The 18,132-nt window shown below is 68.1% G+C and carries 16 protein-coding genes and 2 tRNA genes; 4 read left to right on the top strand and 14 right to left on the bottom strand.

Features of this window, described 5'->3' with window-relative positions:
- Window positions 1–5: 5 nt before the first annotated feature.
- The 7 genes from mreD to ACQEVG_RS05580 form a co-directional block, all read right to left on the bottom strand.
- Window positions 6–671, bottom strand: coding sequence for a rod shape-determining protein MreD (gene mreD, locus ACQEVG_RS05610; RefSeq protein WP_432977916.1), 666 nt, complete (start codon window positions 669–671; stop codon window positions 6–8).
- A gap of 13 nt (window positions 672–684) precedes the next feature.
- Complete coding sequence (mreC, locus tag ACQEVG_RS05605) at window positions 685–1,653, bottom strand: rod shape-determining protein MreC (protein ID WP_432977913.1); 969 nt, start codon at window positions 1,651–1,653, stop codon at window positions 685–687.
- Window positions 1,654–1,795: 142 nt separating this feature from the next.
- Window positions 1,796–2,815, bottom strand: a complete 1,020-nt coding sequence (locus tag ACQEVG_RS05600; protein ID WP_020610253.1) for a rod shape-determining protein — start codon at window positions 2,813–2,815, stop codon at window positions 1,796–1,798.
- 254 nt (window positions 2,816–3,069) lie between these two features.
- Window positions 3,070–3,483, bottom strand: a complete 414-nt coding sequence (gene ndk / locus ACQEVG_RS05595) for a nucleoside-diphosphate kinase (RefSeq protein ID WP_360880945.1) — start codon at window positions 3,481–3,483, stop codon at window positions 3,070–3,072.
- Window positions 3,484–3,614: 131 nt separating this feature from the next.
- Window positions 3,615–3,950 carry a DUF4233 domain-containing protein gene (locus ACQEVG_RS05590; protein ID WP_432977910.1) on the bottom strand — a complete coding sequence of 112 codons (336 nt, stop codon included), beginning with the start codon at window positions 3,948–3,950 and terminating at the stop codon, window positions 3,615–3,617.
- Window positions 3,951–3,956: 6 nt separating this feature from the next.
- Window positions 3,957–5,447: a bifunctional tetrahydrofolate synthase/dihydrofolate synthase gene (gene folC, locus ACQEVG_RS05585; protein WP_432977907.1), complete on the bottom strand. Its 1,491-nt coding sequence runs from the start codon at window positions 5,445–5,447 to the stop codon at window positions 3,957–3,959.
- A gap of 129 nt (window positions 5,448–5,576) precedes the next feature.
- Window positions 5,577–8,198 (bottom strand): valine--tRNA ligase, encoded by a 2,622-nt coding sequence (locus tag ACQEVG_RS05580; protein WP_432977904.1) that lies wholly within the window; start codon window positions 8,196–8,198, stop codon window positions 5,577–5,579.
- A gap of 136 nt (window positions 8,199–8,334) precedes the next feature.
- Between ACQEVG_RS05580 and ACQEVG_RS05575 the strand changes: the two genes are divergently transcribed.
- A complete protein-coding gene (locus tag ACQEVG_RS05575) occupies window positions 8,335–9,324 on the top strand; it encodes a hypothetical protein (RefSeq protein WP_432977901.1) in 990 nt (329 codons plus the stop codon).
- A gap of 61 nt (window positions 9,325–9,385) precedes the next feature.
- Here the strand turns inward: ACQEVG_RS05575 and clpX are convergent, their stop codons facing one another.
- The 5 genes from clpX to ACQEVG_RS05550 form a co-directional block, all read right to left on the bottom strand.
- Window positions 9,386–10,678, bottom strand: a complete 1,293-nt coding sequence (gene clpX / locus ACQEVG_RS05570) for an ATP-dependent Clp protease ATP-binding subunit ClpX (protein WP_432977898.1) — start codon at window positions 10,676–10,678, stop codon at window positions 9,386–9,388.
- A 145-nt stretch (window positions 10,679–10,823) separates the two neighbouring features.
- Window positions 10,824–11,498 (bottom strand): ATP-dependent Clp protease proteolytic subunit, encoded by a 675-nt coding sequence (locus ACQEVG_RS05565; protein WP_360880933.1) that lies wholly within the window; start codon window positions 11,496–11,498, stop codon window positions 10,824–10,826.
- A 40-nt stretch (window positions 11,499–11,538) separates the two neighbouring features.
- Window positions 11,539–12,144 (bottom strand): ATP-dependent Clp protease proteolytic subunit, encoded by a 606-nt coding sequence (locus tag ACQEVG_RS05560; protein ID WP_360881024.1) that lies wholly within the window; start codon window positions 12,142–12,144, stop codon window positions 11,539–11,541.
- Between the two features lie 253 nt (window positions 12,145–12,397).
- Window positions 12,398–13,801, bottom strand: a complete 1,404-nt coding sequence (gene tig / locus ACQEVG_RS05555; protein WP_432977895.1) for a trigger factor — start codon at window positions 13,799–13,801, stop codon at window positions 12,398–12,400.
- 177 nt (window positions 13,802–13,978) lie between these two features.
- A tRNA-Pro gene (locus ACQEVG_RS05550) sits at window positions 13,979–14,055 on the bottom strand.
- 187 nt (window positions 14,056–14,242) lie between these two features.
- Here ACQEVG_RS05550 and ACQEVG_RS05545 point away from each other — a divergent pair.
- Window positions 14,243–14,313, top strand: a tRNA-Gly gene (locus ACQEVG_RS05545).
- A 315-nt stretch (window positions 14,314–14,628) separates the two neighbouring features.
- Window positions 14,629–15,729 (top strand): tetratricopeptide repeat protein, encoded by a 1,101-nt coding sequence (locus ACQEVG_RS05540; RefSeq protein WP_432977892.1) that lies wholly within the window; start codon window positions 14,629–14,631, stop codon window positions 15,727–15,729.
- A gap of 94 nt (window positions 15,730–15,823) precedes the next feature.
- Here ACQEVG_RS05540 and ACQEVG_RS05535 read toward each other — a convergent pair whose 3' ends face one another.
- Window positions 15,824–16,018 carry a hypothetical protein gene (locus tag ACQEVG_RS05535; RefSeq protein ID WP_313946321.1) on the bottom strand — a complete coding sequence of 65 codons (195 nt, stop codon included), beginning with the start codon at window positions 16,016–16,018 and terminating at the stop codon, window positions 15,824–15,826.
- Between the two features lie 422 nt (window positions 16,019–16,440).
- Here ACQEVG_RS05535 and ACQEVG_RS05530 point away from each other — a divergent pair, with 422 nt between their 5' ends.
- Window positions 16,441–17,607, top strand: coding sequence for an acyltransferase family protein (locus ACQEVG_RS05530; RefSeq protein WP_432977888.1), 1,167 nt, complete (start codon window positions 16,441–16,443; stop codon window positions 17,605–17,607).
- Window positions 17,608–17,635: 28 nt separating this feature from the next.
- Here the strand turns inward: ACQEVG_RS05530 and ACQEVG_RS05525 are convergent, their stop codons facing one another.
- On the bottom strand, window positions 17,636–18,097 hold the full coding sequence (locus ACQEVG_RS05525; protein WP_432977885.1) for an HD domain-containing protein: 462 nt from the start codon (window positions 18,095–18,097) through the stop codon (window positions 17,636–17,638).
- Window positions 18,098–18,132 lie beyond the last annotated feature (35 nt).

Here is an 18,132-nt window from a genome sequence, read left to right as displayed (position 1 = left end):
CTCGGTCACAGTCGCTTGACTCCCTTGATCCGTCCGGCCCGTGCCGCCCGGGTCCTGGCGGCCTTGCCGCGCAGTCCGCCGCGCTGGTTGCCGATGCGCAGTCCGGTGCCGGAGGCGCGCCAGCCGGTGGTGACGTCCCCGCCGCCGTTCTGGCTCTCGGCGAGCGGATCGTTGTCGGCACGTCTGGCGAGCGCCATGATCAGCGGCACGGTGAAGGGCGCAAGCAGCAGGTCGTAGACGGCGGCGGTGAACAGCAGGCTGCCCAGGCCCACATGGCGGGCCGCCGTGTCGCCGACGAGGGCGCCCACGCTCGCGTACAGCAGCGTCGATCCGACGGCCGCGGCGACGACCACGAACATCGGTCCGGTGGCCGACCTGAGCTGGCCGTTCTCGGGGCGCACCAGGCCGGCGAGGTAGCCGATCACACAGAGCACGAGGGCATAGCGCCCGGCGGCGTGGTCGGCGGGCGGGGCGAGGTCGGCGAGCAGTCCCGCGCCGAATCCGATGAAGGCGCCTGCCATGTGCCCGTACACGAAGGCGAGTCCGAGGACGACGAGCAGCAGCAGGTCGGGGACGGCGCCGGGGAGCTGGAGGCGGGCGAGGACGGAGACCTGGACGACGAGGGCGACCACGACGAGCGTCGTGGAGAGCAGCATCCGGTTGAAACGCATGACGGATCAGCTCCTACCGCTGGTCGTTCTGGTCGGCCGCACTGACGTCGTCCTGGGCGGCGTCTTCGCCGGGCGAGGGGGTGACCGTCACCGTGACCGTCGGCGTCGGCTTCGGGGCGGCCGGCTTGGGCGGCAGAACCGTGTCGCGCGGATCGGACCGGGGGGCCACGACGACCACGCCGACGATGTCGAGCTTGGTGAAGCCCACGAACGGGCGGACGTAGACATTCCGGGTGAGGTCGCCGCCGGAGGGGTCGACGCGGACGACCTCGCCGACCGGGACGCCGGGCACAAACGGCTTGTCGGCCTGCGAGCCGAAGGTGACGAGCCGGTCCCCCTTCTTCACCTTGGACTTTCCGTTGAGCAGCTGGACCAGCAGCGGCCGGTCGCCCTGGCCGGTGGCGAAGCCCAGTTCGTCGGTCTTCTCCATCCGGGTGCCGACCGTGAATTTCGGGTCGTTGGCGAGCAGTACGGTCGCGGTCTCGGGGCCGACCGTGGTGACCCGGCCGACGAGCCCGTCGCCGTTGAGTACGGTCATGTCGCGCTTGATGCCGTCGTTCGCGCCGACGTCGATGGTCACCGTCCAGGAGAAGCCCTGGGCCGCTCCTATGGCGATCACCTCGGCGCCCTTGATGCCGTACTGGCCCGCGCCGGCCTTCTTGAGCATGCTGTCGAGCTCATTGGCCCGACTGCGGTTACGGTCGTCGCTGCCGAGCCGCTGCTTCAGCGCGGCGTTCTCGTGCTCCAGTTCGCTGATGCGGTCATGACGCTTGCCGGAGTCACGTACGGCCCCGATCGCGTTGCCGATCGGGTCGATCGCTGTCGCGACGCCGTTCTCGACGGGTCCGAAGACCGTGGCGGCGGCCTGCCGGGCGCCGTCGACCGGTGAATCCTCGCCTCCGCGGATATCCACCGTGATCAAAGCGAACGCGATGGCGATCAGCAGCACCAGGAGCAGCCGGCTCTCTCGTGTGTCCCTCACGTGCGGCGGCCGTGCCTTCCTCGTAGGAATGTCGATGTCTGTATACCAACGATCCGCTGTACGGGTTGGCAGGCACCCGTACGGGGGTCCCCCGCGCCCACCAGGGGCGCGGGGGGAGGATCGTGCCGATCCCCGAGTTCCCCTAGCGGCGGGGCTGGGCGTCCAGTACCTGCTGGAGCGCCTCGAACTCCTCCACACACTTTCCGGATCCGAGGGCCACCGAGTCCAGCGGGTCCTCGGCGATATGGATGGGCATGCCGGTCTCGCGGCGCAGCCGCTCGTCGAGGCCGCGCAGCAGGGCGCCACCGCCCGTGAGGACGATGCCGCGGTCCATGACGTCGCCGGAGAGCTCCGGCGGGCACTTGTCGAGCGTGGTCTTGACGGCGTCGACGATCGCGTTGACCGGTTCCTCGATCGCCTTGCGGACTTCGGCGGCCGAGATGACCACGGTCTTCGGCAGACCGGAGACGAGGTCACGGCCGCGGATCTCGGTGTGCTCGTCCTTGTCCATGTCGTACGCGGAGCCGATGGTGATCTTGATGCTCTCGGCGGTCCGCTCACCGAGCAGGAGGGAGTACTCCTTCTTGATGTGCTGGATGATCGCGTTGTCCAGCTCGTCGCCGGCGACGCGGATGGACTGTGCTGTGACGATTCCGCCGAGCGAGATCACGGCGACTTCGGTGGTGCCGCCGCCGATGTCGACGACCATATTGCCGGTGGCTTCATGGACCGGGAGTCCGGAACCAATGGCCGCGGCCATGGGCTCCTCGATGATGTGCACCTGGCGGGCGCCCGCCTGCGTCGACGCCTCGATGACCGCGCGGCGCTCGACGCCCGTGATGCCGGAGGGCACACAGACGACAACACGCGGGCGGGCGAGGTACCGGCGCTTGTGGATCTTCAGGATGAAGTAGCGGAGCATCCGTTCGGTGATCTCGAAGTCGGCGATGACGCCGTCCTTCAGCGGCCGGACGGCAACGATGTTGCCCGGTGTCCGGCCGATCATCTTCTTCGCCTCGGCGCCGACCGCGAGAATGCCGCCCGTGTTGGTGTTGATGGCGACGACGGACGGCTCGTTGAGGACGATCCCCCGGCCCCTGACGTACACCAGCGTGTTGGCGGTCCCGAGGTCGACAGCCATGTCACGGCCGATGAACGACATGTTGTTCCCCATGAGGATGCGTCTGGCCTTCCCAAATCGAGCGTTGATGGCTTTTTAGGACGGCGAGGTGGGTGCTGTGGCGTGGAGGCTTCATCGTAGTGCCGCCTGCACGGACACCGCGCGGTGAGTCCACCTCTGTATAGGTGACGAGGTGTCGGAGCGATGCGTTCCCGCAAAGAGCTCATGTACACCGTGGGGCGACCGAAATTCCATCGGTCGCCCCAGGTGGAGAGCTCTGTATGGCTGACGGCCAATCAGGAAAGTCCGGGGAAGAAAATCTTGAGTTCCCGAATGGCGGACTCCTCGGAGTCCGAGGCGTGGATGAGATTCTCCCGCACGATGGTGCCGAAGTCCCCACGGATGGAGCCGGGCGCGGCAGCGATCGGGTCGGTCGGGCCGGCGAGCGCGCGCAGGCCCTCGATGACCCGCTCACCCTCGACGACGAGCGCGACGACCGGGCCGGAGGCCATGAACTCGACCAGCGGCTCGTAGAAAGGCTTGCCCTTGTGCTCGCCGTAGTGCTGCTCCAGGATCTCCTGATCGAGGGTGCGCAGCTCCAGCGCGCTGATGGTCCAGCCGGCCTTGGCTTCGATACGGCCGATGATCTCGCCGATCAGGCCGCGGCGTACGGCGTCGGGCTTGAGCAGGACGAGCGTGCGCTGGCTCACGTGGGGGCTCCTTGAAAACGGATGTGCGGAAGTCCGAGGCTACCGGTGTGTCTGCCGGGTCTCCGCCCCGGACCCCGCTCTCACACGGGGCCCGAGGGCTGCGCGGGTCCCGGGACGGGGGTACCTCCCGCTCAGCCCGTCTGCGCCGCCCACTTCGCCTTGGCCTCGTCGATCTTGCGGCCGTAGCGGACCGAGGCCCACCACAGGCCCGCGAAGACGGCGCCCAGGAAGAACATCGTCGGCACCACGAAGCCGCTCGCGATCAGCCCGATCTGGAGCGCCCAGCCGAGCTGAACCCCGCCGGGGCGGCCGATCATCCCGCAGAGCAGCACCGAGAGCAGCATCCCGATGCCGCTGACCGTCCAGACCGTCGCCACCGACAGGTCGTCGGACTTCATGGCCACGAGGCCGGCGAAACCGATCACGAAGAACTCGCCGATCAGGGTCGAAGCACAGAGCGTACGCATCGGATGTCAGCCCTTTCCCAGGAGCAGCCGGGCCTCGCCGACCGTGATCACGGAGCCGGTCACCAGCACACCCGCGCCCGCGAACTCCGACTCCTCCTCGGCGAGCGTGATCGCCGCCTCCAGCGCGTCGTCGAGTCGCGGCTCCACGACCACCCGGTCGTCGCCGAAGACCTCGACCGCGACCGCGGCGAGCTCGTCCGCGTCCATCGCGCGATGGCTGGAGTTCTGAGTGACGACGACTTCCACGAAGATCGGCTCGAAGGCTTCGAGGAGCGCCCTCACATCCTTGTCGTCGCTCGCGCCGACGACGCCGATGAGGCGCGAGAAGCCGAACGACTCGGTGATCCCGTCGGCACACGCGCGGGCGCCCGCCGGGTTGTGCGCGGCGTCCAGAACGACCGTGGGGCTGCGGCGTACGACCTCCAGACGGCCCGGCGACGTCACCGCGGCGAACGCCTTGCGGACCGTGTCCAGGTCCAGCGTGCGGGCGTGCTCGGAGCCGATGCCGAAGAACGCCTCGACCGCCGCGAGCGCCACCGCGGCGTTGTGCGCCTGGTGCGCCCCGTACAGCGGGAGGAAGATCTCGCCGTACTCCCCGCCGAGTCCGCGCAGGGTCACCAGCTGACCGCCGACGGCGACTTCCCGGGAGACCACGCCGAACTCCATGCCCTCACGGGCGACCGTGGCGTCGACCTCGACGGCCTTCTTCAGCATCACCTGCGCGGCGTCCACGGGCTGCTGCGCCAGGATGACCGTCGCGTCCTGCTTGACGATCCCCGCCTTTTCGACGGCGATCTCGGCGGGAGTGGCGCCGAGCCGGTCCGTGTGGTCCAGATCGATGGGCGTGACGACGGCGACCGACCCGTCGATGACGTTCGTCGCGTCCCAGCTGCCGCCCATGCCGACCTCGACGACCGCCACGTCCACGGGCGCATCGGCGAAGGCGGCGTACGCCATTGCGGTGAGCACCTCGAAGAAGGACAGCCGGAATTCCTGGGCCGCGTCGACCATCTCGACATACGGCTTGATGTCGTTGTACGTCTCGATGAAACGCTCGGCCTCGATGGGGGCGCCGTCCAGGCTGATCCGCTCGGTGACCGACTGCACGTGCGGCGAGGTGTACCGCCCGGTGCGCAGGTCGAAGGCGGCGAGCAGGGCCTCGATCATGCGGGCCGTGGACGTCTTGCCGTTCGTCCCCGTGATGTGGATCGAGGGGTACGCACGCTGGGGCTCACCCAGCACGTCCATCAGCGCCGAGATACGGGCAACGGACGGCTCCAGCTTGGTCTCGCCCCAGCGTGTCGCCAGGTCTGCCTCGACCTCGCGCAGCGACTTGTCCACCTCCGGGTCTGCGGGCCTGGCGGGCACGGGATCGCCCTGCGGCGACCCGGACTGTGCGCGCAGGGTACGGCTGCCGGCCTCGATCACCGCCAGATCGGGGTCACGGTCGGTCTCGGAGTCGACGATCGCGTCGAATGGGTCGGGCTGCTCACTCACGCCGCCCAGTCTACGGAGGAGCACTGACAGGATGTTCGCCCCGCCCCGTTCGGCGCTGTCGGTCCCCGGACGCACGAGAGGCCCCGGGGTTTCCCGGGGCCTCTCACACCTGCCGAATCCGGCGTACGGCTACGACTGCGGCAGCCGGTCCAGCTGAGCCGTGATCCGCTCGATGTCCTCCTCGGCCTTCGCAAGCCGCGTACGGATCTTCTCGACCACGTTGTCCGGAGCCTTCCCGAGGAACGCCTCGTTGCCGAGCTTCGCCTGTGCCTGCGACTTCTCCTTCTCGGCCGCCGCCAGATCCTTCGCGAGACGCTTGCGCTCCGCGCCGACGTCGATCGTGCCGGACAGGTCGAGGGCGACCGTGGCCCCCGCGACCGGCAGGGTCGCCGTCGCGCTGAAACCCTCGCCCTCCGGCTGCAGCCGCAGCAGCTGCCGGATCGCGGCCTCGTGCGGCGCCAGCGCGGTGCCGTCCAGAGTGAGCCTGGCCGGGACCTTCTGGCCCGGCTGGAGCCCCTGGTCGGACCGGAACCGGCGGACCTCGGTGACGACCCGCTGGACCAGCTCGATCTCCCGCTCGGCCGCGGCGTCACGGAAGCCGCTGTCGCCCGGCCAGTCGGCGATGACGATCGACTCCCTGCCGGTGAGCGTGGTCCACAGCGTCTCGGTGACGAAGGGGACGATCGGGTGCAGCAGCCGCAGGGTCACGTCGAGGACCTCGCCCAGGACGCGGCCGGAGACGCGCGCCTGCTCGCCGCCCGCGAAGTACGTGGTCTTGGACAGCTCGACGTACCAGTCGAAGACCTCGTCCCACGCGAAGTGGTAGAGGGCGTCGGACAACTTCGAGAACTGGTAGTCCTCGTAGTGCGCGTCGACCTCGGCCACGGTCTCGCCCAGCCGGGAGAGGATCCACCGGTCGGCCGCCGACAGCTGCTCGGTGGGCGGCAGTTCGCCTTCCACCGTTGCGCCGTTCATCAGCGCGAAGCGGGTCGCGTTCCAGATCTTGTTGGCGAAGTTGCGGGAGGCCTGGACCCAGTCCTCGCCGATCGGGACATCCACCCCCGGGTTGGCACCGCGGGCCAGCGTGAACCGCACGGCGTCGGAGCCGTAAGTGTCCATCCAGTCCAGCGGGTTGACCGCGTTGCCGAAGGACTTCGACATCTTCTTGCCGAACTGGTCGCGGACCATGCCGTGCAGGGCGATGGTGTGGAACGGCGGGGTGCCGTCCATCGCGTACAGGCCGAACATCATCATCCGGGCGACCCAGAAGAAAAGGATGTCGTACCCGGTGACCAGGACGGAGTTCGGATAGAACTTCTCGAGGCTCTCGGTCTGTTCGGGCCAGCCGAGGGTGGAGAAGGGCCACAGGCCGGAGGAGAACCAGGTATCCAGGACATCGGTGTCCTGGGTCCAGCCCTCGCCCGTCGGCGGCTGCTCGTCCGGTCCGACGCAGACGACCTCGCCGTTCGGCCCGTACCAGACGGGGATGCGGTGGCCCCACCACAGCTGGCGCGAGATGCACCAGTCGTGCAGGTTGTCGACCCAGCCGAAGTACCGGGACTCCATCTCCTTCGGGTGGATGTTCACCCGGCCGTCGCGGACCGCGTCGCCCGCGGCCTGGGCGAGCGGGCCGACCTTGACCCACCACTGCATGGACAGGCGCGGCTCGATCGTCGTCTTGCAGCGCGAGCAGTGGCCGACGGAGTGCGTGTACGGGCGCTTCTCGGCGACGATGCGGCCCTCGGCGCGCAGCGCGCCGACGATCGTGGAACGGGCCTCGAGCCGGTCAAGACCTTGGAACGGGCCGTGCGCGGTGATGACCGCGTGCTCGTCCATGATCGCGAGGTTGGGCAGGCCGTGCCGCTGGCCGATCTCGAAGTCGTTCGGGTCGTGGGCGGGCGTCACCTTGACGGCGCCCGTGCCGAACTCGGGGTCGACGTGCGTGTCGGCCACGACGGGGATCCGGCGGCCGGTGAGCGGCAGCTCAATCTCCGTGCCGACGAGGTGGGCGTAGCGCTCGTCATCGGGGTGGACCGCGACCGCGGTGTCACCGAGCATCGTCTCGGCCCGGGTCGTCGCGACGACGATCGACGCGTCGCCGTCTCCGTAGCGGATCGAGACCAGTTCGCCCTCGTCGTCCTGGTACTCCACCTCGATGTCCGAAATGGCCGTCAGGCAGCGCGGGCACCAGTTGATGATGCGCTCGGCGCGGTAGATCAGTTCGTCGTCATAGAGCTTCTTGAAAATCGTCTGGACAGCCTGGGAGAGGCCCTCGTCCATGGTGAAGCGCTCGCGGCTCCAGTCGACGGCGTCGCCGAGGCGGCGCATCTGGCCGGAGATCTGCCCTCCGGACTCCGCCTTCCACTGCCAGACGCGCTCGACGAACGCCTCGCGGCCGAGATCGTGGCGGGACTTGCCTTCCTTCGCCAACTCGCGCTCGACGACGTTCTGGGTGGCGATACCGGCGTGGTCCATGCCGGGCTGCCACAGCGTCTCGTACCCCTGCATCCGCTTGCGGCGGGTGAGGGCGTCGATCAGCGTGTGCTCGAAGGCATGGCCCAGGTGCAGCGAGCCCGTGACGTTCGGCGGCGGAATGACGATGGTGTACGCCGGCTTCTCGCTCTTCGGATCCGCCGAGAAGTAACCGCGCTCTACCCAGCGCTCGTACAGCTTCCCCTCTACCTGGGCCGGCGCGTACTGGGTCGGCAGTTCGGGGTTGCTGGCTGGCTGCTGCTGAGTGTTCTCGGTCACGGGCACAGTTTAGAGGTGTCACAGGGCCGTACTGAAACGGGAATCTTCCGTAACGGTGTGACCCCCGCCGCCCCATGGCATCGGTGCTTGGGCCAGGATGTTCGAATCACATAAGTATCTGGAGGGGAACGCAGGAATGAGCTACAACCAGCCGGGCCCGTACGGCGGCCAGCCTCAGCAGCCCGGACCGTACGGTCAGCCGGGTCCCTACGGCCAGCAGCCGCCGCAGGCCCCGCAGCCCGGCTACGGGTACCCGCAGCAGCAGCCTCCGCAGCCCGGCTACGGATACCCGCAGCAGCCTCCGCAGGGCGTCCCCCCGCAGCAGCAGCCCGGCCAGTGGGGCCAGCCCCAGCAGCCGGGCCCGTACGGTCAGCAGCCCCAGTACGGCCAGCCCTACGGCGGCGGCCAGGTCCCGCCCCCGCCGGCCGCGCCGAAGAAGAAGACGGGCCTGATCGTGGTGGCCGCGGTGGTGGCGCTCGCGGTGATCGGCGGCGGCGCGTACTTCCTGCTGGGTGGTAGTGGCGGCGGGAACGGGGACGTCTCGGCTGACACGAAGGGCTACAAGATCACGCCTGCCGCGTCGGTCGACGACTACAAGAAGTCAGGTTCCGACAAGTCGGCATCCCTGTCCGAAAAGGACAAGAAGCAGGCTGACAGCCTTGGCATCAAGAACCCGACGGAGGTGGGCGCAACGTACAAGTCCGGTTCAGCGGACGACCCGCTGAATGGGAAGATGCTGCAGCTCAGCGGCCTCTGGGGGGAGATCTCCGATCCCGAGAAGGCCATCGACGGGTACTTCCGGGGTATTAAGGAGGGGGACGAGAGTGGCGATGACGTCAAGATCGAACTCCTCGGCAGCGCCGAGTCCGTGAAGCCCTCCGGTTTCAAGGGCGCTCTGATGAAGTGCCAGACGGCAAAGCTCACGGATTCGAGCAAGAAGCCTGGGACGTCGAAGGGGCCCACGGAGGCCGAGTTCCCGGTGTGCGTCTGGGCCGACTACAGCACCATCGGCATGGTGCAGGCCTACGACATGTCGCTGGTCCTCACGGGCGGCAAGGGCATGCCGCAGAACCAGGTCGCCGAGCTGGCCGCCAAGCTCTACAGCACCTCGCGCACCAAGGTGTGATCCAACACGAAGGGGCGCCCGGCCAGTTAACTGGCCGGGCGCCCCTTCGCAGGTCTGAGCGCTACGCCGACTTCTCGTGACGCCCGTCGTTCTTCACGATCCGCGGCTCCCGCGGCACCAGCGTCGGGTTCACATTGTTGTGCACCACGTCCGCCGTGATGACCACCCGGGCGACGTCCTTGCGCGAGGGGACCTCGTACATCACCGACATCAGGACCTCTTCCATGATGGCCCGCAGGCCCCGCGCGCCCGTGCCGCGCAGGATCGCCTGGTCGGCGATCGCCTCCAGCGCCGGGAGGTCGAAGTCCAGCTCCACGCCGTCCAGTTCGAACAGGCGCTGGTACTGCTTCACCAGCGCGTTGCGCGGCTCCACCAGGATCTTCAGCAGTGCCTCGCGGTCCAGGTTGTGGACCGAGGTGATGACCGGGAGGCGGCCGATGAACTCCGGGATCATGCCGAACTTCACCAGGTCCTCCGGCATGACCTCCTGGAACTGGTCGCTCGCCTCGATCTCGCGCTTGGAGCGGATCGTCGCGCCGAAGCCGATGCCCTTCGCGCCCGCACGCGATTCGATGATCTTCTCCAGGCCGGCGAAGGCGCCGCCCACGATGAAGAGCACGTTCGTCGTGTCGATCTGGATGAACTCCTGGTGCGGGTGCTTGCGTCCGCCCTGCGGGGGCACGGAGGCCGTCGTGCCCTCCAGGATCTTCAGCAGGGCCTGCTGGACGCCCTCGCCCGACACATCACGGGTGATCGACGGGTTCTCGCTCTTCCGGGCGACCTTGTCGATCTCGTCGATGTAGATGATCCCGGTCTCGGCCTTCTTGACGTCGTAGTCGGCGGCCTGGATCAGCTTGAGCAGGATGTTCTCGACGTCCTCGCCGACATAGCCCGCCTCCGTCAGCGCCGTCGCATCGGCAATGGCGAACGGGACATTGAGCATCCGGGCCAGCGTCTGAGCGAGAAGGGTCTTGCCGGACCCGGTGGGCCCGAGCAACAGGATGTTGGACTTGGCCAGTTCGATCGCGTCGTCCCGGCTCTGCGCGCCGCCGTTCTCGCCGGCCTGGACGCGCTTGTAGTGGTTGTAGACCGCTACCGAGAGGGCCTTCTTCGCGGGCTCCTGCCCGACGACGTAGCCCTCGAGGAACTCGTAGATCTCGCGCGGCTTGGGCAGTTCCTCCCACCGCACTTCGGAGGTCTCGGCGAGCTCCTCCTCAATGATCTCGTTGCAGAGGTCGATGCACTCGTCGCAGATGTACACACCGGGGCCTGCGATGAGCTTCTTCACCTGCTTCTGGCTCTTTCCGCAGAACGAGCACTTGAGCAGGTCGCCGCCATCACCAATGCGTGCCACGAGGTGCTTCCCCTTCGCCTGGGAGCAGCTTGGTTCAGCCGGCTCCTGGTGCCTCATATCCGACGGTACCTTGCCTGGCCCCCCGTTCGGGCCCCCCTTGGCGCGGTTCACATTGTCGTGCTCCGCGCCAAGGGCGCCGGACCCGTCAGGCGGCCGCTGCTGCGGTGCTCTTACGGGTCGACACGATCTGGTCGACGAGGCCGTACGCAAGCGCGTCCTCGGCGGTCAGGATCTTGTCGCGCTCGATGTCGTCGCGGATCTTCTCGATCGGCGTCGTGGAGTGCTTGGCCAGCATCTCCTCGAGCTGGGTGCGCATGCGCAGGATCTCGTTGGCCGCGATCTCCAGGTCGGAGAGCTGCTCACGGCCGGTCTGCGAGGACGGCTGGTGGATCAGCACCCGGGCGTTCGGCAGGGCCATCCGCTTGCCGGGGGTGCCGGCGGCGAGCAGCACGGCCGCGGCGGAGGCCGCCTGGCCCATGCAGACCGTCTGGATGTCCGGCTTCACGAACTGCATCGTGTCGTAGATGGCCGTCAGAGCCGTGAACGAGCCGCCGGGGCTGTTGATGTAGATGGAGATGTCGCGGTCCGGGTCCATCGACTCCAGGCACAGCAGCTGCGCCATGACGTCGTTGGCGGAGGCGTCGTCGATCTGCACGCCGAGGAAGATCACGCGCTCCTCGAAGAGCTTCGCGTACGGGTCGTACTCACGCACGCCCTGCGAGGTGCGTTCGACGAAGCGCGGGACGACGTAGCGGTTGTCCACCTGCGGGCCGGTGTAGAGGCCGCTCGCGGAGAAGTTACTCATATGGGTGTTCACCATCCTGGTGGCGTTCAGCGGGCGGGGGCTGGGGCAGTACGGCTCAGGCGCCGGTGCCGCCGCCGCCCGGAACGCCCGATGCGGCGGAGATGATCTCGTCGATGAGGCCGTAGTCCTTGGCTTCTTCCGCGGTGTACCAGCGGTCGCGGTCACCGTCCCGGATGATCGTCTCGACGGTCTGGCCGGAGTGCCGGGCGGTGATCTCCGCCATGCGCGTCTTCGTACGGAGCAGGTACTCGGCCTGGATCTTGATGTCCGAGGCAGTGCCGCCGATGCCGGCCGAACCCTGGTGCATCAGAATGTCGGTGTTGGGGAGCGCGAAGCGCTTGCCCGCGGTGCCGCCGGTCAGCAGGAACTGGCCCATCGAGGCCGCCATGCCCATACCGATCGTCACCACGTCGTTCGGGATGTACTGCATGGTGTCGTAGATCGCCATGCCGGCCGTCACCGAGCCGCCGGGGCTGTTGATGTAGAGGTAGATGTCCTTTTCCGGGTCGGCGGCCAGGAGGAGCATCTGCGCCGTGATCTTGTTGGCGATCTCGTCGTCGACCTGCTGGCCGAGGAAGATGATCCGCTCACCGAGCAGCCGGTTGTAGACATGGTCGCCGAGGCCACCACCGATGGACGGCTCACCCGCGGCGTTAGGCATCAGATTCGTCACGTATCCACCTGCTCGTCTCTGACGGCTTCGGCCGTCTCAGCGTCTTCGTACTGGGGGCGGGGACTCCCCTGCCCTCGTATTCATGGACCCTAACGCGCAGGTCGGACAACGCCATCCCGCTTCCCGAACTGTTCGCTCGGAGCGCAAGGTAACCGGAGGCTCACGAGGGGCCCCGGGCGGTACGGACCGGGCCCCGGGCGCGTGCAGCGTCCGGGGCCCGGTGTACGGGTCAGCGCGAGGCTCAGGCCTCGTTCTTCTCCTCGGACGCCTCGGAGGCGTCCTCGCCCTCGGCGACGGCCTCGACCGTCTCGGCGGCGGCCTCGGTCTCGTCCTCGTCGTCCTCCAGGTCGACGACCTCACCGTTGGTGTCGACGACCTTCGAGGCCTCGACGACCACGGCCAGTGCCTTGCCGCGGGCGACCTCGCCGACGAGCATCGGCACCTGGCCGCCCTCGACGACGGCCTGGGCGAACTGGTCGGGGCTCATGCCGGAGGAGGCAGCGCGCCGCATGAGGTGCTCGGTGAGCTCCTCCTGGTTGACGTTCAGCTTCTCCTTGTTGACGAGCTCATCGAGGATGAACTGCGTCTTGATGCCCTTCTCGGCCTGCTCCTTGGTCTCGGCGTCGAACTCTTCCTCGGTCTTGCCCTGGATCTCCAGGTACTTGCCGAGGTCGATGCCCATCTGGCCGAGCTGGTGGTGCTCCAGGTTGTGCTTGCGGGTGTTGATCTCGTCCTCGAGCAGCTTCTCGGGGATCGGGACCTCCGCCAGCTTCAGCAGCTCGTCGAGGACGCGCTCCTGGGCCTGGGTGGCCTGGTCGTACTGCTTCATGTTCTCGAGGCGCTTGCGGCTGTCCGCCCTGAGCTCCTCGAGGGTGTCGAACTCGCTCGCCAGCTGCGCGAAGTCGTCGTCGAGCTCGGGGACCTCACGGGCGGCGACGGCGGTGATCTTGACGGTGACCTCGGCGTCCTTGCCCTCGGCGGAGCCGCCCTTGAGCTGCGAGGTGAAGGTGGCCTCGCCGCCGGCCTCCAGGCCGGTGACGGCCTCGTCGATGCCGTCGAGCAGTTCGCCGGAGCCGATCGTGTACTGGACGCCGGACGCGACGCCGTCCTCCAGGACCTCGCCGTCGATCTTGGCCTCGAGGTCGATCGTCACGACGTCGCCCTCGGCGGCGGCGCGCTCGACCGGGTTGGTGGAGGCGAAGCGCTCGCGCAGCTGCTCCACCGACTTGTCGACGTCCTCGTCGGTGACCTCGACGGCGTCGACGGTGACCTCGATACCGGAGTAGTCCGGGATCTCGATGGCCGGGCGGATGTCGACCTCGGCGGTGAAGGCGAGCAGTTCGCCGTCCTTCAGCTCGGTGATGTCGACCTCGGGCTGACCGAGCGGGTTGACCTCGGCCTCGTTGACCGCCTCGGTGTAGAACTTCGGAAGGGCGTCGTTGACGGCCTCCTCCAGCACCGCACCACGGCCGAACCGCTGGTCGATCACTCGGGCCGGGATCTTGCCCTTGCGGAAGCCCTTGACCGTGACCTGCTGGTTGATCTTCTTGTACGCCGCGTCGAGGCTGTCCTTGAGCTCCTCGAAGGGCACCTCGACAGTGAGCCGAACCCGGGTCGGGTTCAGGGTCTCCACGGCGCTCTTCACGGTTCGGTCTCCTTGGTGGCTGATTCTGGGGTTCTGCTGCATCCGCCGCATATGAGGCGGCTCAGCGGATCGGCCCGGCTCTTCGTGAGAATCTTCAGACACACGGGCACGCAGCTTGCATAGTAGCCGCAAGCAGGATGACGCCCACAACGTGATCTTGAAGAGCGATCGTCATGATGGTCGGGGTGGCCGGATTCGAACCGACGACCTTCCGCTCCCAAAGCGGACGCGCTACCAAGCTGCGCCACACCCCGTCGGTGCGACACGTAGGGTACATGCCCGCAGCCAGTGCGGTTGCCGCATTCCGGCAGGACGCTCCCCCCAGGGATCGCGGAACGCTCCCGGAGGGAGGGTGGCGCGGAATGGGGTGTGCGGCGGCGGCCCCGGACCCGCTACGATGCTCTTCGTACCGCGGCCCTCGTGACCTGCGGTGCGATGTCTGCGGGCGTAGCTCAATGGTAGAGCACTAGTCTTCCAAACTAGCTACGCGGGTTCGATTCCCGTCGCCCGCTCCGAACGACTCAGGGCCAGGTCGAGGATGATTCCTCCGACCTGGCCCTGATCGCTTCCGAGGACTGTGTTCCGTCCTTCATGTCCCCCGCGTTCCCCTTCCGTACGGGCGCCGGAGACCACGTACGTGCGCCAGACAGGCGAATGTGCCATCCAGTTGGCGGGGGCCGGTACCGGACCGGTTGCCGCGCTCCGCATTTCGCTGATTACTGACGGTGTCAGCATGAACGGGTTGCACCGCCCTGGCCCCGCCGTCGCTCGACAACGTGAGGATTAGGCAGTTCAGGGCGGGAGCGCTCGACGCCCCTGGAGAGACTATGAGCTATCAGCAGGACCTAACCATCTGCCGCGAGCTCGGCGAACGCCACGGCGAAGGCCGGGCGCTGAACAGTCTCGGACTTGCGCTGCAGCAGGTCCGGCAGTTCGACGAGGCCATAGCGGCCCACCAGCAGGACCTCGCCATCTGCCGCGAGCTCGGCGAACGCCACGGCGAAGGCCAGGCCCTGAACAACCTCGGCAGCGCCCTGCAGCAGGTGCGGCGGTTCGACGAGGCCATCGACGCCCACCAACATGCCGCCGCCCGTTTCACCGAACTCGGCGACACCCACCGAGAGGGCCAGGCCCTCAACAACCTCGGCAGCGCCCTGCAGCAGGTAAGGCGGTTCGACGACGCCATCGAGGCCCACCAGCAGGCCGCCGCCCGTTTCACCGAACTCGGCGACCATCACCGGGAAGGCCAGGCCCTCAACAACCTCGGCAGCGCCCTGCAGCAGGTACGGCGGTTCCACGACGCCATCGAGGCCCACCAGCAGGCCGCCGCCCGCTTCACCGAACTCGGCGACCAGGACGGCGAAGGCCAGGCGCTGAACAACCTCGGCACCGCGCTGCAGCACATGCGGCGGTTCTCCGAGGCCATCGACGCCCACCAACTCGCCGCCGCCCGTTTCACCGAACTCGGCGACACCCACCGAGAGGGCCAGGCCCTCAACAACCTCGGCACCGCGCTGCAGCAGGTACGGCGGTTCCACGAGGCCATCGAGGCCCACCAGCAGGCCGCCGCCCGTTTCAGCGAACTCGGCGACCACGACGGCGAGGGCCAGGCCCTGAACAACCTGGGCAGCGCCCTGCAGCAGGTGCGGCGGTTCGACGAGGCCGTCGACGCCCACCAGCATGCCGCCGCCCGCTTCACCGAACTCGGCGATCACCACGACGGCGGAGGCCAGGCCCTGAGCGACCTCGAAGTCGCCGAGCAGCAGCGAGGTCTGTGGCGGGTGCTCACGGGCCGAGGCCGTGGCGACCGGGAACGGCCGTCTGCCGCAGATGCCCCCCTGGCCGCGGAACTCGCCCCAACCCCGTACGTCCCTGCGCTCCCAGCCGCGGCGACGGTGCCGTCGGCGTACATGGAAATCGACGATTGACAGCAACAGCGGACAACCCGCGGGATGTTCAGACGCCTCACAGGCCCGGCTCGGCAGTTGATCGCCCGAGGCGGGCCTGAGGCTTTTCCGCAGGTCAGAAGTTGATCTGGTTGATCGTGTCGGCTATCGAGTTGAGAAATCTGTTGATCGACGGCGCCATGCCCGTCGAGGCGAGGAAGAAGCCGAACAGCACCGCGACGATCGCGGGTCCGGCCTTTATGGAGCCGCCGCGGATCAGCACCACGAGGATGATCGCCAACAGCAGCACCACAGACAGTGAAATGGCCACAACTGATCACACCCTCGGTCGGTCCGCCTTGCCGCCCGGGGGTATACGGCCCAGTACGCCCCCGCCTTGACCATCGTGCCACCAACACGCCCATGCATGCCTGCACCTGACGAATCATCGACGACGGTTTCGCGCCACCCCGGGGCCCGTGTGCGCCGGTCGGCGAGGGGACCGATCGGCCGCCGGGGTGAATTACGGGCAGGAATTCAACCTGATCGTTTCCATGTACGCACACATCGGTCACGAGAAATTCGAAGGCGAGCGGTGAGGAAATTCACGCGGTCACAAGCTCGTGGCGGTATGCACCATTTAAGGGGGATTAATTAGGGCATAGCGGGCGGTTGGGGGCAGTTTCGGATTCGAATGGGAGACATGCGGAGAGGGTTTTACGAAATCGAATCGGCGAGGCTATGGTGCCTCGAATGTTTCACGCTCCGCATGGATATCGCAGGGGCCCGCTCCCCCAGGCCCGGGAGTCGGAGCCCGTCCCTACCACCCCGAAGGCGGCCGGATCGGCCACCCTCGCCACCGCCGAGAAACCCGTACCGAAGCCCGCCGAGAAGTCCACCAGGCGAGACGCCTACTTCGACAACGTGAAGTATCTCGCCATCGTGCTGGTGGCGGTCGCGCACGCGTGGGAGCCGGTGATGGAGGGCAGTCGCGCCTCCCGGGCGCTCTACATGCTCGTCTACACCTTCCACATGCCGGCCTTCATCCTCGTCTCCGGCTACTTCTCCCGGAGTTACACCGGCCGGCCCGACCAGCTCAGACGGCTTTTGACCGGGGTAGCCCTGCCGTACGTCGTCTTCGAGGTGGTGTACTCCCTCTTCAGACGGTATGCGCAGCACGCCCCCGAGCAGCCGATCAGTCTGCTCGACCCCTTCTATCTGACCTGGTTCCTGGTCGCGCTGTTCATCTGGCGCCTGACGACGCCGCTGTGGCGGCTGATCCGGTGGCCGCTGCCGGTGGCGCTCACGCTGGCCTCGCTCGCCGCGCTGACGCCGAACATCGGGGCCGACCTGAATCTGCAGCGAGTGCTGCAGTTCCTGCCGTTCTTCGTGCTGGGGCTGTGTCTGAAGCCCGAGCACTTCCAGCTGGTGCGCCGCCGTGAGGTACGGCTGCTGTCCCTGCCGCTCTTCGCCGGCGCGGGGCTGTTCGCGTACTGGGCCGCTCCCCGGATGAATCTGGGCTGGATGTACCGCTCCAGCAGCGCGCAGGAACTGGGGGTGCCCTGGTGGTCGGGGATCGTGATGACGCTGGCGTTCTTCGGGTGCGCGGTGCTGCTCTCGGCCGGGTTCCTGGCGTGGGTGCCGCGGCGCAGGACCTGGTTCACGGTGCTGGGCGCGGGCACGATCTGCGGCTATCTGCTGCACGGTCTGCTGATCAAGGCCGCGGACTACGGGCATGTCTTCGAGAACAACGCCTGGCTGAGCACCCCGGGCGGCGAGATCGTGGTGACGCTGGTCGCGGCGGCCGCGGTGACGCTGCTGTGCACGCCGCCGGTGCGGCGGGCGATGCGGTGCGTGACGGAGCCGGAGATGGCGTGGGCGTTCCGGCGGGACGCGACGGAGCTCGCGCCGCGGGGCTGACGCGGCCGGGCCGTCTCGGGCGGCCGGCTCAGGGCTGCGCGTTGGGCGCCGACAGGCCCAGCAGGTCGCGCACCCTCGCGTACTTCGCCGTCAGCCGGAGCCGCGTCGCCTCGTCCAGTACGGCGAGCCGCGCCGGGTCGGCGTTGTGGTCGAGGTCGGCCTCCTTGACGAGGCGGGCACCGGGCGTGGCCAGGATGCGCCCGGTGTACTCCTCCAGTTCCTCGCCCTCGCGCTTGGTCAGGGCGAGAACCATGTCCTTGACCGGCTGCGGCAGCGCGGCCGCGTCCAGCCAGTCCTTGGACAGCGCGTCGTCCTCCACGGAGTCGTGCAGCCACCCTGCGGCGATCTGCTCGTCGCTGCCGCCGCGGGCGCGTACGCCCTCGGCGACGGCGGCGAGATGTTCCGCGTACGGGCGTCCCGCCTTGTCTCGCTGACCGGCGTGGGCCGCACGGGCGATCGCCTCGACCTGGGCGAGGGTCAGTTGTGGCATGGCCCGACTGTACGGCCCAGGGGTCCGGCCCAGGG

Origin of the sequence: Streptomyces sp. CA-135486 (assembly GCF_050936555.1) — a bacterium.
GTDB lineage: Bacteria > Actinomycetota > Actinomycetes > Streptomycetales > Streptomycetaceae > Streptomyces.
The sequence above is the reverse complement of the archived record's forward strand: the minus strand, read 5'-3'. Positions and strand labels throughout refer to the sequence as shown.